Here is a 13077-nt window from a genome sequence, read left to right as displayed (position 1 = left end):
AACGGAGCGGAGCCGCCGGTTGTGACTCGGCAGCCGGGTGATCAGAGCCGGCGCATGAACTCGGGGAGAATCCCCCGCTCGCTCGAGTCGGCGGCCGCGGCCGGTTCGCCGGCGGGACGATCGGTTCCGCCGTCGTCGCGGGCCTCGGTGAACGGGTCGGATTCCGTGCCGTCAGCACTCGCAGTGGCCGCTGTCCCGGTGTCGCTTTCAGTCGGCGTCGCGGCGTCGGTATTAGTGTCCGCCGTCGCGTGCTCGCTCGTTCCCGTCCCTGCGTCCGTTTCGGCGGCGGCTTCGACGGCGGACTCGAACGCCGCCTCGGATTCGGGGCCGAAGTAGTAGGGATCGTTCGGGGACAGGTACTCCCGGAGCTGGATGTTGCCGTAGCCCGCCAGCGCGAGTGCGGGGACGAACAGCGGCTCGATCCCGAACAGCGTCGGTCCCGCGGTCAAGATTACGAGGAAGACCGACAGCGGCGAGTAGAGCAAAAACGCGACGAGCCGAAAGGCGTTCCCGACGTAGGCGTCGATGACGTAGGCGTACACGCCGTACGCGCCGACGAGCAGGCCGATATCGGCGTAGAGCCCGACCAGGAGCCCGACTTCGCCGGCGACGAAACCGTGGATGTGGACCGCGATCGCGCCCGTCAACACCGTCGTCCGGTTGACGTAGGTCTCGTCGAGCGCCATCCCGAACACCAGCACCGCGAGCTGGACCAGCGGTGCCGCGATCCACCACGGGAGGGAGCTGAGGAGAACGCCGGGATACACGTCGATCCACACGTTCGAGTGAACCCAGTCCGATCCCTTTAACGTTCGTTCCGTTTCGAGACTCGATACGGACCCGCAGAATCGCTCGAGACCGCGGACGCTGCGCTACGTTCCATAACGTATCCGAACCGACACATACGTTGAACAGTAGAAACAATAATTAGTCAGCAGCGAGCAGTATCCGGATATGGCGAAAGATACCGTCAGGTACCCCGACGACGTGGTCGAAGAGATCGACGCGCTCGTCGAAGACGGTATGTTCGAGAGCAAATCCGAGTTCTATCGCTTCTCCGCGGAGTACGTTCTCGCCCTGATCGACTCCGAGCACGAGGTGAAGACGTTCAACTTCGACGAGATCAAGTCGGAACTCGACATCAGCGACGAAGACCACGCCAAAGCGCTCGGGGCCGACGGTGGCACGTTCTTCCTCGACGCCGTGATCAACGTCCGAAAGCACGGGCTGCGCGGCAACTACGAGGCCGCTGAACGGTTCATCGATACCCATTACGAAGAGACCGATCAGGAGTGTATCATCCTCGAGGAACTGCTCGGGACCTACCGCGGCGACTCGGCGTAATCGACCGAACGGCTGCTGTAGCCGCTGCAAACCGGCTTACTCCGCTTCTCCATCTCCCGAACCGAACGGCTCTCCGAGCGCATCCAGATCGACGTGCTCGCGAACGAGCCGTGCCGCCCGGTCGGACGGCGTCGATCCGGTTTCGTCTCCCGCCATCGACGATGCCGCCGAATCCTCGCCGGTCGGCCGGTCGACGCCCGCCCGCTCCGCAACGGCCTCGAGAAACGCCGTCCGCACCGATTCGTTGTCGAACAGGCCGTGCAGGTACGTTCCGAGTACCTGCCCGCGGGCCGCACTCGAGTCGCCGAGCGGTCGGCTCACGTCCTCGAGCGCCCGCGTTCGGCCGGCATGGATCTCGTATCCCGACGCGGTGCCGTCGGCCCCCGAAAGCAGCGGCGAGGCCGCGCCGTCGACGGGAACCGACGTCTGCTCGAGGCGCTTCTCGCCCTCGAAGCGAGTTTCGACGGGCAACAGGCCAAGTCCCTCGACGACGTCGTCCTCGCCCGTTCCCTCGAGCGCGGCGTTGGTGATCCGCTCGCCGAGCAGCTGGTAGCCGCCGCAGACGCCGACGACCGGCCCGTCGAAGGCTGCGAGCGCGTCGGCGAACCCGGCCTCGTGGAGCGCCAGCAGGTCGTCGACCGTATTCTTCGTGCCCGGCACCACGACCGCGTCAGCGTCGACGCCCGCGAGCGGATCGCCCCGCCCCTCGCCGTCGACCGGTACATAGACCACCGAGACGCCGGGTTCGGCTGCCAGCGCCTCGAGGTCAGTCGCGTTCGAAATTCGGGGGAGGCGGGGCACGGCGATCCGAATCCGTCGCTCGTCCGGGACTCCGTCGTCGTCGCCGACGACGCCCCGTTCCTCGCTGCCCGGGAGGCCGACGCTGTCTTCCTCCGGGAGTCCGGGATCGTCGTAGGGAAGGACCCCCAGAATCGGCACGCCGGTCTTCGATTCGATCTCCTCGATACCGGGCTCGAGGAGCGACGGGTCACCGCGGAATTTCGTGATGAGCGCGCCGACGATGCGGTCCCGGATAGCCTCGGGGACGAGTTCGATCGTCCCGTAGAGACTGGCGAAGGCCCCGCCGCGTTCGATGTCGACTAACAGGAGGATGTCGGCGTCCGCGAACGCGGCGGTCTCGACGTTCGCGAGGTCCCGGTCGTGGAGGTTGATCTCGCCGATACTGCCCGCGCCCTCGGCGACGATCACGTCGTTGTCGGCCGCCAGCCTGCGGTAGGACGCCTCGGCGGCCTCGCGAGCTCGCTCCCAGTACTCCTCGTAGTAGGTGCCGGCCGGGACGTGGTCGTAGGCCTCTCCTTGGAGCACCAGTTGGCTCTCGCCGTCGCCGCGGGGCTTGAGGAGCACGGGATTACAGTCCGTGGTCGGGGTGGTCCGGGCCGCTCGAGCCTGGACGAACTGGGAGACGCCGATTTCGCCCCACTGGCCGGCCGCATCGTCGTCGGCTCCCTCGCCGTCATCCGGTCGAACGACGACGCGGGCGTTGTTGCTCATGTTCTGGCCCTTGAACGGGGCGACGTCGACGCCGCGGTCGGCCAGCAGCCGACAGAGACCGGCCGCGACCGTCGACTTGCCGACGTGGCTCGCGGTTCCGGCGACGAGAAGGGTTCTGGTCATCCGCGTTGGGACGTATTCACGCGGCCGGTAGTATCGTCCTATCGGTTCGCGTTCACGGAGGGTTGGTGGCCGTATTGAGGATCGAGGGGTCGTCCTGCTCGTAGGCTCGCCGCCACAATTTCGCGACCGCTCGAGCGACCAGACGGTGTTCCTCGACCTCGATACATGATCGTGCTGCCGTCTCGGCGGGTGCGTCGGGCGGTTCGTGAAAGTGTTTCTCCGGAGAATGGGAGTTCGGATGGCGGTCGAATCGCCAGTTTACGTCGTTTCCGTCGACGTAATGGAAGCGATACGCGCCCGATTTGTACCACGTGATATCCAGTCGGCACCACTCCGCGGCCCCGATCCCGTCTCCATATTCGACACGGAGCTCTTGGGGATCGAGAACGTCGTCGAATTCAGCTGTCTCGACGAGCGGCTCCGCCTGCCGGAAGAACTCGCGGAGGCGACGCATCGTTGTGACATCGGGCGCGCCGAGATCGGTTGTTCGTTCTTCGGGCGGAATGCCACCTGACTCGTCACGATCCATCCGTTACGCCGAGAGGTCCCCGGTCTCGCCGGCGAATGCGCCTCGAGACGTATCAGTGTCGTCCGACTGCGCCGCTTCATCGCCGTGCTCACCGTCCGGATCGAAGTCGTACAGCGACAGCGCCGCCTGCGCGATTTTCAGATTCTCCTCGAGCGCCCGCCAGCGCGAGATCGCGGCCCACCCCTCGCCGTCCTCGGCCTCGAGTTCGAGCGCGAGGTCGTCCGGGTCCGTCACGCCGTATTCCTCGCGGTAGGTCTCGATCTTCCCCTTCAGGTCTCGGATGCCGTCGACGAGTTCCGCCTTGGTGAGTTCCGCGTGCAACTCGCGGATCCGACCCATCGCAACCGTTTCGCGCGAGCGTTTGTATCTCGTCCCGCGACCGGTGTCCTCGCGCTCGGCGAGGCCGGCATTGGCGAGCGTCTGCAGATGCTTGCGGGCGCTGGGCTCGCTGACACGTGCCCGTTCGGCGATTGCCCCCGCATACCGGGGTGCCGTCGTCGCCAGCAACACCTCTTTGACCCGATCGAACGGTGACGTTTCGGCCCGCCACTCCTCGATGACTGCGTCGTTTACGTCCCCGTTCCACGGGGCATCGAGATCACTCATCGCTATCGTATTAGGGACGTAACGCAAAATAGTTTGCCACAGCCACACTATAGTTTGCTATAGCCGCCCGATACATCGAACTCGAGCCCGGTTTGGATCACTATTCCGTTCTGTATCGCGCGTCCCAGCGCGGCCCGGCACGACTCGAGAGGACGATCCCGACGACGCCCAGCCCGATCCCGGCGACGCCGAGACCGGCGACGAGTTCGAGCGACGGCGGGATGACGACGAAGCCGGCGACCAGCGTCGGCACGAGCGCGACGGCGACGCCGAGGGTGAAGGTCGCGAAGCGGACGGCGTCGAAGAGGAACTCGTTGGGATCGAAGCCGGCGATGTAGACGGTCAGCCCGTAGTAGTACAGCGCGTAGCCGGCCAGCAACACCGCCCCGACGACGGCGTCAGGCAGCGTCGCGTCGAACCAGAGCACGGCCGCCAGATAGGGCACGGCGACCGTCGGCGCGCCGACCAAGACGAACGCGATCCGCTTCGCTCGGAAGACGTCCTCGATCGAGACGGGGTAGGTGAGGTAGGCCTCGAGCGAATCGAACTGAGTCAGCCAGTTGTACGTGGTAAAGGCCGAGAGGCCGAGGACGCCACCGAAGAAAATCCCCGGAGCGGGCGCGATACCGGTGATCGAGTCGACGACGCCGACGAGTGCGGCCACGAGCGCGAGCAGGATGCCGGCCGAGACGAACGGTTTCCAGACGCCGCCCGACGAGCGTGCCAGGTCGAGCAGCGACTTCGTGACGAGCGCCGCGTTGTCGATGGGGAGGGCCTCGCTGAGCGCGGCGAAGCGGTCGGTCGCGGTCCGCGAGGGGCGGCCGTAGGTCGGATCGTACAGCAGGAGCGAGCCCGCAGCGACGACGAGGGTGACGGCGGTCAGCCCGCCGGCGGTGACCGCGGAGCCGTCGATCGGGACGAGCACGGTCCGGAGCGTGCCGAGTCCGCCCGTCGCCCAGATACCGACGACGGCGACCGCGATCGCCAGTCCGATCGCCCACGGCGGCGCGCCGCGCGTGCGCACGGTGATCAGCGCGACCGTCGTCGCCATCCCGACCGCGAAGACGAGACACAGCGAGAGCCAGAACAGTCCGATCGAAAGCGGCGTCGTCGCCGAGAGGCCGTCGACGGCCACGCTCCCCAGCGCCATCGGCAACACGAACGCGACGCCGTAAAACAGCGCGTCCTTCAGGAGGAACGCGCCCAGTAACCGCCGGCGCGAGAGCGGCAGCGTCGTCGACGACGAGAGCAGCAGCGACAGCCGGCCGAACACGTTCTCGAGCATGTCCGAGCCGGCGAAGCCCGCGGTGCCGCTGTAGAGCCCGAACGCGAACGCGAGGACGTGCAGGCCGCCGATCACCGTCTCCGTCGCAGTGCCGGTCTCGACGAGCGCCACGGTCCCGCTCACGGCCAGTACGGCGATGACCAACGGGAACAGCGCGAACCGCCAGCCGCCGAACAACTGCGTGTGGAGCCGCCACTCCTCGCGGAAGAGCACCGCGAGCAGCCGCCGCGTCGAGAGGCCGGCTCCCGTCCCCGACCCGACCTGCTCAGGAGTCGTGGCCTCCGTCATGCGTCGAGGTGCTCGAGCGTCGGGGTATCTCGCGCGTCCTCGCCCTCGACGCGGTCGAGGAACACCTCGAGCAGCGACTCGTCGCCGTCGTCGTCGGTGAGCGACCGTTCGGTCACGAGTTGGCCGTCGGCGACGATGCCGACGCGGGTACAGATCTCCTCGGCGACGTCGATGTTGTGCGTCGAGACGAAGACGGCGTTGTCGCCGGCCGCATAGGAGACGAGGAACTGCTTGACCTGTTCCTGGACGAGCGGGTCGAGGTTCGCCAGCGGTTCGTCGATGAAGACCACGTCGGGCTCGTGGACGAACGCCTGCGCGATCATCACCTTCTGTTGCTGGCCCCGAGAGAGATCGGTGTGTAGCGTGTCGAGTTTACTTTCGAACCCGAGGCGGTCGGCCCACATCGCGGTCTGCTCTGCGACCCGCTCCGGCTCGAGGTCGCGCACTTCGCCGACGAACTCGAGGTACTCGCGGGGCGTGAGAAAGCTCGGTGGGGACCCCTGCTCCGGCAGGATACCGACGTTCCGACGCGTCTCGATCGGCTCCGCGACCGGGTCCGTCTCGAGGACGGAGATGTCGCCCGAGTCCGGCTGTATTTGGCCGGTTAACACTCGGATCGTGGTTGTCTTGCCGGCACCGTTCGGGCCGAGAAAACCGTACAGTTCCCCTCGATCGACGGCGAATTCCATTCCGTCCACGGCGGTGACGGAGCCGTAGGACTTCCGCAGCCCGTCTACGTGAATCGCACCCATTGAACAGCGATTCGTTCTCAGTATTTGATGTTAACTGTGTTGGTAGGGGAATAGTAACAGCTCGGCATCACCGCCGGCCGTCGCGGATTGTGTGGCGACGTGATCAGAATTCGGTCCCGCGTCGCGCCCGCTGGCCGTCGTCGATCGGGTGTTTGCCCTTGCGGACGTTCGTGATCAGGTCGGCATGGTCCTCGAGATACGCGGGTTCCGTATGACTTCCCGACAGCACTAACTCGAGGTCGTCCGGCTTCGCGTCGACGAGATCGAGAACGTCCCGCTCCGAGAGCAGACCGCGATCCGCGGCGTAGAGCACTTCGTCGAGGAGCAGCATGTGCATCCCTGCCTCCGGCGGCGCGTCGAGGTCGATCGGCGCGTCGAGGTCGGCGTCGCTCGCCGCATCGAGCAACTCGCGAGCGCGCTCGAGGCCAGCCTGGGCTTCGGCCTCGTGGTCGGCTTCGTCGCTGCCGTCTGCCATCCCGTGCCAGCCGTAGTGGCCGAGGTTCTCGTAGCTGATCCCCGGCAGCGCAGCCATTGCGTTGTACTCGCCACGGACGGCGTCGACGCTCGAGGCCCCGCCTTTCATGAACTGGAGCATGTGAACCCGGTAGCCGTGGCCCGCGGCTCGCATCCCCATGCCGAGGGCGGCCGTCGTCTTTCCCTTCCCGTCTCCCCACCAGACCTGGACGAGGCCGAACTCCTCGGGGGCGGCGGGTTCGATTCGCTCGGCCTCGGGCGTTCGGCCCTGTCCCGGCGTGTTCTCGACCGCGGATTCGGGCGGTTGATCGTCGCTCATACGGAGTCGGTCGGCCCCGTCGCACATGTAGTTGCTCCATCCGACTCTCTCGGTGTCGGGTCGCCTCCATCCAGTGACACCCCCAACCAAACGTGTCTTTAGGCCTCGCTCCTAACGTGGCGGCACCCAATGTCCCTCGAGTTCTCCTCGTCCGACGGCTCCCCGGAGTTCGGGCGCGTGATCGCCGCACTCGACGACGGTGCCTGCCGGGAGATCATCGCGGTGCTCGAGGACCCGATGACCGTCGAGGACATCGCCGAGGCGGCCGACCGCCCGCTCTCGACGACCTACCGGAAACTCGACTGTCTGACCGAGGCCGGACTGGTCGAGGAAGCCGTCGGCGTCCGCGAGGGCCGCCATCAGAAGGCCCGGTACGTCGCCAATCTCGAGCGGATCTCGATCGGCTTCGACGACGCAAACGAGTTGCGCGTCGAGATCGATCGCTCGACGGAACACGACTTCTGGTCGGAACTCAGCCGCGACTTCTGATCCGTCAGTCACTCGCTCGACTCGAGGGCCGATGTTACCGCTATTCTCCGACAATATCGGCGTCTGTCGGGCCCTGCCCGTCGAACTGCCGGACGAACTCGTCGAGTCGGGCCGGCTCCGACGCGCCCGGGAGCTGTCTGTCGGCGGTGACGCAGTCGGCGTCGACGCCGAGCCGATCGCAGACGAGATCCGTCGCGGCCTCGGCCATCCGCCGGTAGGTCGTCAGCTTCCCGCCGACGACGCTACAGCAGTTCTCGAGGCCCGCGTCGGCGTGATCGAGCAGGTGAAAGCCCCGCGAGATCCCGCGGCCGCCGCGGGCGGCCTCGTCGGGTTCGTACAGCGGGCGGACGCCCCACCACGTCCGGACGTGATCGGCGTCGGCGACCGGCGGGAGCATCGCCGCACACTCCCTCACCGTCTCCTCGATCTCCCAGTCGGCCCGTTCGTAGTCGTCTGGATCGCCGACCGGAACGCTCGTCGTCCCGAGGACGACTTCGCCGCCGTGCGGAACGATGATGTCGCCGTCGTCGGGCTCGCGACACCGGTTGCACACCGGCTCGAGGCCGTCGTATTCGACCGAGACCATGACGCCGCGGGTCGGGCGCATCTCGACGGACACGCCCGCCATCTCGGCGATCCGCTCCGCGTAGGGACCGGTCGCGTTCACGACGTAGCTCGGCCGCACCGTCTCGTCGGCGTCGCCGCCGAGCGCGACCGCCGTAATCCGGCCGTCTTCACGCCGAATCGACTCGACCGGCGCGTGGGGGCGAACGTCCGCCCCGTGCGCTCGAGCGTCGGCCGCGTTCGCGGCGACCAACCGCGACGGCAGGACCACGCCGTCGGGGACCCACATCGCGCGTTCGACGTCGTCGGAGAGGTCCGGAACCGCCTCGCGGGCGGCGTCGCCGTCGACGACTTCAGTCGGAATCCCCACGTCCTCGCAAGCCTCGCGCTTCGCGTCGAAGTAGGCCGGATCGTCATCGGCGAGTTGCACGAAGAGTCCCTCCGTCTCTCGGATGCACGCACCCGCGATCCGGCGCAGGATTCGATTTTCCGCGAGGCACTCTCGAGCCTCCGGCCCGTCGGCCTCGGCGTAGCGCGCGCCGCTGTGGAGCAACCCGTGCGAGCGGCCCGAGGTTCCCGACGTGAGCCCGTCCCGCTCGACGAGCGTGACGTCGACGCCCCTGAGCGCGAGGTCTCTGGCGATCCCCGCCCCGGTGGCCCCGCCGCCGATCACGAGAACGTCCGTTTCACTGTCCATACTCGAGCGAGGATGCCCAGACGGACGTACCTTTCACTGCTCGGGCACGAGTCCGAAGAACTGTCCGCATAGGATACCGGGACGACGGTGAACTACGGGCTGTAGTCGGGCGACTGGGCCTCGATCGTCTCGGCGACGTTGTCGAGTTCCTCGCCGATCGTGGCGACCAGATCGTCGAGCGTCGCGACGCCGGCCAGTTCGCCGTCGTCGTCGACGACCGGGAACCGGCGGACGTTGTTGTCCCGGATCGCCTCCGAGATGGTGACCGGGTCGTCGTCCTCGTGGACCGTCACCGGCCGTTCGGTCATCACGTCCGCGACCGATACCGACCCGACATCGTTGTGGTCGTGAATCGCGAGTGCGGCGTCGCGGTCGGTGAGCATCCCGATCGGTTCGTCGTTCTCGGTGACGATGACCGAGCCGACGTTTTCCGCCTCGAGCCGCTGGGTAACCTCCTCGAGCTGGCTGTCGGGACTGGTCGTGACGACGTCTTGGGGGCCGAGTTTGCCGACGGACATGGTTCGACTCGACCGATGCCCGGCTCGGTATTCAGTGGTGAGCTTTCAAGCGAAACCGTCGCGCCGGGACGAGCGGCGTTCCGACTCGAGTACGGACCGACCGCTCGTCACCGATAGCCCAGTACTCGGAGCTTTTCGGTCACCTCCTCCTCGTCCATCCGAACGGATTCGATCGGCACGTCTTCGACGATCCGTCTCCGATCGTCGCTGTCGACGATGTGCCACGGGACCCGTCGCAACTCGTCGGCCGCCAGATACTCGAAGTGGCCGTACTTTCTGTCCGTAAACGGCAGGAGCCGTTCTCCCAGAAGCTCGCCGTGGTCGGCGGAGATGACGGATTTTCCGGAGAGCTCTCGCGTCAACTGTTCGGCGTACGGGAGAACGAGATCGAGGGTTTCGGCGTACGCTTGCCGGAGGTCACCGATGTCGATATCGAACGCCTCGTCCTCGACGACGCGGTACAGTTGCACGTTCAACGCGCCGAACCGGTCCCCGCGACCGCCGCGTGACAGCGACGAGAGGTCGCCTTCGGACGCAATCTGCTGGTAGATCTCCAGTCCGGTCTCGCCGATGAGCGGAACGTGTGGCTGGAGGAAGTGGACAATCAGCCGCTTTCGCGGATGCCGCTCGTGGGCTTCGATCGCCTTCTCGACGACGGTTTCCGGACGGATCACGTAACTGTCCTCCAATATTTCGGGGTTCGTGATCGCGTCCGCGTCGACGGCTTCGGCCTCCGTGACCGGTTCGGGCGGCACCGTGTAGATCGCGTGAAACACGTCGTCGTCGATGTCGGCCGTGAACGCGTTCCCGCTGACGTAGACGGTATCGTGGTGGGTCTCTCCCGAGAAGTTCGCGTCGATCCACCCCGGGCTGCTCGAGCCGGCGGACAGCCGGGACTCGAGGGTGCCGTCGATCCGATTGCGGGCCGCGAAGGCGTCGTATCGACAGGCGTCGAGTATCAGCAGATCGTCCCAGTCTTCCGCCAGTACGTCGACCCCGTCACCGTGACGGAGTTCGTAGGCGGTCCGATGGGCCGACCAGAGGTACTTGCAGAGCTCCGTCCAGACGAGGTCGGGGTTGCGGAGCCCTCTCCGCACGCTCCCCAGCGAATACTTTGTGTGCGGCATTCCCACGTTAGGACGTTTCGGCGAAATCCGATATAGTGCAGGGGTGGACCCGCAAGCACTGAGAGAACCGCCGCGGGTCTCTCGACGAAGAGTGGAAAACTCCGTTCCCCGTTTTCGGTCACGCCACTGGGTACCCGCCTCCGCTGACGGTCTCTAGTGTTCCGCGGCGACGTTCTCGGCGAACTTCTCGCGGACCTTCTCGACCTTCGGGGCCGCGTGCATCGTACAGTAGGCGTCGTTGGGATTCTTCTCGAAGTAGTCCTGATGTTTCTCCTCGGCGCGGTAGAACGTCTCGAGCGGCTCCAACTCGGTCACTACGTCATCGTCGTATTCGGAGTCGAGCGCGTCGATGTAGGCCTCGGCTTGGGTCCGTTGGTCGTCGTCGTGATACAGCACGATGGAGCGGTACTGCGTTCCGACGTCCGGTCCCTGCCGATTGAGTTGCGTCGGGTCGTGGGTGGCGAAGAAGACCTCGAGCAGTTCGTCGTAGCCGATCGCGTCGGGATCGTACTCGACCTGGACGACCTCCGCGTGCCCGGTGTTACCCGAACAGACCTCGCGGTAGGAGGGGTCCTCGGTATGCCCGCCGGCGTAGCCGGACGTGACCGAGTCGACGCCCTCGAGTTCCTTCATCGCCGCTTCGGTACACCAGAAACACCCGCCGCCGAACGTGGCTCGTTCCATAGCCGTCCGTAGGGCGCGACCGAGGAAAGGTGTGACGGGTGGCCGTCGGGCGGCGCGCCGGCGCCGGCCGCGGTCGCCGCCGTGCCAACTGATTTCACGGTGGCTCGCAAACGGCGGGATATGTCGTGGGATACAGTCCGACTCGAGTGGGACGACGACGTGGCGACGCTGACCGTGGACCGACCCGACGCGCTCAACGCCTTGAACGTCGCGACGCTCGAGGCGATGGGCGAGGCGATCGAGGAAGCGGCCGCGGACGGCGCGCGGGCGCTCGTCCTGACGGGGGCCGGCGACGCGTTCATCGCCGGCGCGGACATCACCTACATGCAGGACCTCTCCGCGGAGGCGGCACAGGAGTGGGGCGAACTCGGCCACGACGTGGCCGACGCGCTCGAGGCGTTTCCCGCGCCGACGATCGCGGCGGTCAACGGTTACGCGTTCGGCGGCGGCTGCGAGATGGCGCTGGCCTGCGATCTCCGCGTGGCGAGCGAGTCGGCGCTGATCGGTAACACCGAGATCGATCTCGGGATCATCCCCGGCTGGGGAGCCACCCAGCGGCTGCCGCGGCTGGTCGGCGACGCGACCGCGCGCCGGATGATCTTCCTCGGCGAACGGCTCGACGCCGACTCGGCCGCCGAGGCGGGCCTGTTCGGCGAGGTCGTGGCGGACGACGAACTCGAGTCAGTCGCCGACGAATTGGCCGCTCGACTCGCCGCGAAACCGGCCTTTGCCATGCGGACCGCCAAACAGGCGCTCAATCAGGGCTACGAGGGGTCACAGGAAAGCGGCCTCGCCTACGAGAAGCGCGCCTTCGCGAGCCTCTTCGGCACGCACGACCAGCGCGAGGGAATGGACGCGTTCGTCGAGGATCGGGAGCCGGAGTTCGAGTAACTTATAGTAGCCACTGAAAGTCAATGCGCACCTGATCGCCAGACGACGTTGCGATCAGAGTGTGCATCGTTTCAGTGGCTACTACCGGTCGTCGACGCGCCACGTGAGCACGACCCCGTCGTCCAGCCGGTCGACCGCCTCGAGGTCGAGCGCCGGGAACTTGGCGACGAACCCCTCGCCGTCGGCCAGCGTCGGGGCGTCGCGGCCGCCGATGATCGTCGGGCCGACGAACACCCGGAGTTCGTCGACCAGCCCGGCCTCGAACAGCGAGAAGATGAGTTCGCCGCCGCCTTCGACCATGAGCTGCTCGATTCCCTGCTCCTGTAGCGCCGCGAACGCGCGTAGGAGGTCGACCCGATCGTCGCCGGCCGTAACCAACTCGGCCTCCTCGGCGAGTTCCATCCGTCGGTCGACGGGCGCGGCCTCGCTCAGGCAGAGGTAGGTCGTCGCCGCGTCGTCGAGGATCGCTGCGTCGGTCGGCGTGCGCCCGCTCGAGTCGACGACGACCCGCGCGGGGTTCGCCGGCCGGCTGTCCTCGCGGCGCTGGGCCCGCAACTCGTCGTCCTTGACGGTCAGGTGCGGATCGTCCGCGAGGACGGTACCGACGCCGACCGCGACGGCGTCGCTCTCGGCGCGCAACCGGTCGACGCGGGCGAAGTCGTCCGCGCCGCTGATCGCGATCTGCTCGCGCCGGCGCGAGGAGAGCTTGCCGTCCGCGCTCGCGGCGGCGTTGACGATGACGTACATATCCGTGCTGTGGTAGCGATCGTACAGAAATCCCCCGGTCTCGACACCGCGGTTCGACGCGCTGTACGCTGCGAATTCGGTGTCTCGTGACCGCTATACGTCCCTATATACCGGACAATACGGAACAT

General features: G+C 66.7%; 15 protein-coding genes. 3 read left to right on the top strand and 12 right to left on the bottom strand.

Features of this window, described 5'->3' with window-relative positions; all coding sequences use genetic code 11:
- Positions 1-41 precede the first annotated feature (41 nt).
- Positions 42-779 carry a hypothetical protein gene (locus C489_RS11340; RefSeq protein WP_006431397.1) on the bottom strand — a complete coding sequence of 246 codons (738 nt, stop codon included), beginning with the start codon at positions 777-779 and terminating at the stop codon, positions 42-44.
- Between the two features lie 175 nt (positions 780-954).
- On the opposite strand from C489_RS11340, the gene C489_RS11335 reads away from it, so the two are divergent.
- Positions 955-1344, top strand: a complete 390-nt coding sequence (locus C489_RS11335) for a ribbon-helix-helix domain-containing protein (protein WP_006431396.1) — start codon at positions 955-957, stop codon at positions 1342-1344.
- Between the two features lie 36 nt (positions 1345-1380).
- Here the strand turns inward: C489_RS11335 and C489_RS11330 are convergent, their stop codons facing one another.
- The 6 genes from C489_RS11330 to C489_RS11305 form a co-directional block, all read right to left on the bottom strand.
- Positions 1381-2979 (bottom strand): cobyric acid synthase, encoded by a 1599-nt coding sequence (locus C489_RS11330; RefSeq protein WP_006431395.1) that lies wholly within the window; start codon positions 2977-2979, stop codon positions 1381-1383.
- A gap of 52 nt (positions 2980-3031) precedes the next feature.
- Positions 3032-3508: a hypothetical protein gene (locus C489_RS11325; RefSeq protein WP_006431394.1), complete on the bottom strand. Its 477-nt coding sequence runs from the start codon at positions 3506-3508 to the stop codon at positions 3032-3034.
- Positions 3509-3511: 3 nt separating this feature from the next.
- Positions 3512-4114, bottom strand: coding sequence for a winged helix-turn-helix domain-containing protein (locus tag C489_RS11320; protein WP_006431393.1), 603 nt, complete (start codon positions 4112-4114; stop codon positions 3512-3514).
- Between the two features lie 100 nt (positions 4115-4214).
- Positions 4215-5687, bottom strand: a complete 1473-nt coding sequence (locus C489_RS11315; protein WP_006431392.1) for a hypothetical protein — start codon at positions 5685-5687, stop codon at positions 4215-4217.
- The gene (locus C489_RS11310) at positions 5684-6439 is read right to left on the bottom strand and encodes an ABC transporter ATP-binding protein (RefSeq protein ID WP_006431391.1); all 756 of its coding nucleotides are present in this window, start codon (positions 6437-6439) and stop codon (positions 5684-5686) included. The genes C489_RS11315 and C489_RS11310 overlap by 4 nt, the downstream gene beginning before the upstream one ends.
- A 103-nt stretch (positions 6440-6542) precedes the next feature.
- Positions 6543-7232, bottom strand: a complete 690-nt coding sequence (locus tag C489_RS11305) for a cob(I)yrinic acid a,c-diamide adenosyltransferase (RefSeq protein WP_049890806.1) — start codon at positions 7230-7232, stop codon at positions 6543-6545.
- Positions 7233-7361: 129 nt separating this feature from the next.
- On the opposite strand from C489_RS11305, the gene C489_RS11300 reads away from it, so the two are divergent.
- Entirely contained in the window at positions 7362-7721 is a 360-nt protein-coding gene (locus tag C489_RS11300) for a winged helix-turn-helix domain-containing protein (RefSeq protein WP_006431389.1), read from the top strand.
- Between the two features lie 40 nt (positions 7722-7761).
- On the opposite strand, the gene C489_RS11295 is transcribed toward C489_RS11300, so the two are convergent.
- From C489_RS11295 to msrA, 4 genes are all read right to left on the bottom strand, one after another.
- Positions 7762-8982, bottom strand: coding sequence for an FAD-dependent oxidoreductase (locus C489_RS11295; RefSeq protein WP_006431388.1), 1221 nt, complete (start codon positions 8980-8982; stop codon positions 7762-7764).
- 92 nt (positions 8983-9074) lie between these two features.
- Entirely contained in the window at positions 9075-9500 is a 426-nt protein-coding gene (locus C489_RS11290; RefSeq protein ID WP_006431387.1) for a CBS domain-containing protein, read from the bottom strand.
- 107 nt (positions 9501-9607) lie between these two features.
- Positions 9608-10627, bottom strand: coding sequence for a hypothetical protein (locus tag C489_RS11285; RefSeq protein ID WP_006431386.1), 1020 nt, complete (start codon positions 10625-10627; stop codon positions 9608-9610).
- A 153-nt stretch (positions 10628-10780) separates the two neighbouring features.
- Positions 10781-11311 (bottom strand): peptide-methionine (S)-S-oxide reductase MsrA, encoded by a 531-nt coding sequence (msrA, locus tag C489_RS11280; RefSeq protein ID WP_006431385.1) that lies wholly within the window; start codon positions 11309-11311, stop codon positions 10781-10783.
- Positions 11312-11431: 120 nt separating this feature from the next.
- Between msrA and C489_RS11275 the strand changes: the two genes are divergently transcribed.
- Positions 11432-12202 (top strand): enoyl-CoA hydratase/isomerase family protein, encoded by a 771-nt coding sequence (locus tag C489_RS11275; RefSeq protein ID WP_006431384.1) that lies wholly within the window; start codon positions 11432-11434, stop codon positions 12200-12202.
- 81 nt (positions 12203-12283) lie between these two features.
- Here the strand turns inward: C489_RS11275 and C489_RS11270 are convergent, their stop codons facing one another.
- A complete protein-coding gene (locus C489_RS11270; RefSeq protein ID WP_006431383.1) occupies positions 12284-12949 on the bottom strand; it encodes a 2,5-diamino-6-(ribosylamino)-4(3H)-pyrimidinone 5'-phosphate reductase in 666 nt (221 codons plus the stop codon).
- Positions 12950-13077 lie beyond the last annotated feature (128 nt).

The organism is Natrinema versiforme JCM 10478, assembly GCF_000337195.1.
GTDB lineage: Archaea > Halobacteriota > Halobacteria > Halobacteriales > Natrialbaceae > Natrinema > Natrinema versiforme.
The sequence above is the reverse complement of the archived record's forward strand: the minus strand, read 5'-3'. Positions and strand labels throughout refer to the sequence as shown.

Coding starts and splice junctions, on each gene's coding strand:
- C489_RS11335 (WP_006431396.1), top strand. CDS start 955: ATGGCGAAAGATACCGTCAGGTACCCCGACGACGTGGTCGAAGAGATC.
- C489_RS11330 (WP_006431395.1), bottom strand. CDS start 2,979: ATGACCAGAACCCTTCTCGTCGCCGGAACCGCGAGCCACGTCGGCAAG.
- C489_RS11325 (WP_006431394.1), bottom strand. CDS start 3,508: ATGGATCGTGACGAGTCAGGTGGCATTCCGCCCGAAGAACGAACAACC.
- C489_RS11320 (WP_006431393.1), bottom strand. CDS start 4,114: ATGAGTGATCTCGATGCCCCGTGGAACGGGGACGTAAACGACGCAGTC.
- C489_RS11315 (WP_006431392.1), bottom strand. CDS start 5,687: ATGACGGAGGCCACGACTCCTGAGCAGGTCGGGTCGGGGACGGGAGCC.
- C489_RS11310 (WP_006431391.1), bottom strand. CDS start 6,439: ATGGGTGCGATTCACGTAGACGGGCTGCGGAAGTCCTACGGCTCCGTC.
- C489_RS11305 (WP_049890806.1), bottom strand. CDS start 7,232: ATGAGCGACGATCAACCGCCCGAATCCGCGGTCGAGAACACGCCGGGA.
- C489_RS11300 (WP_006431389.1), top strand. CDS start 7,362: ATGTCCCTCGAGTTCTCCTCGTCCGACGGCTCCCCGGAGTTCGGGCGC.
- C489_RS11295 (WP_006431388.1), bottom strand. CDS start 8,982: ATGGACAGTGAAACGGACGTTCTCGTGATCGGCGGCGGGGCCACCGGG.
- C489_RS11290 (WP_006431387.1), bottom strand. CDS start 9,500: ATGTCCGTCGGCAAACTCGGCCCCCAAGACGTCGTCACGACCAGTCCC.
- C489_RS11285 (WP_006431386.1), bottom strand. CDS start 10,627: ATGCCGCACACAAAGTATTCGCTGGGGAGCGTGCGGAGAGGGCTCCGC.
- msrA (WP_006431385.1), bottom strand. CDS start 11,311: ATGGAACGAGCCACGTTCGGCGGCGGGTGTTTCTGGTGTACCGAAGCG.
- C489_RS11275 (WP_006431384.1), top strand. CDS start 11,432: ATGTCGTGGGATACAGTCCGACTCGAGTGGGACGACGACGTGGCGACG.
- C489_RS11270 (WP_006431383.1), bottom strand. CDS start 12,949: ATGTACGTCATCGTCAACGCCGCCGCGAGCGCGGACGGCAAGCTCTCC.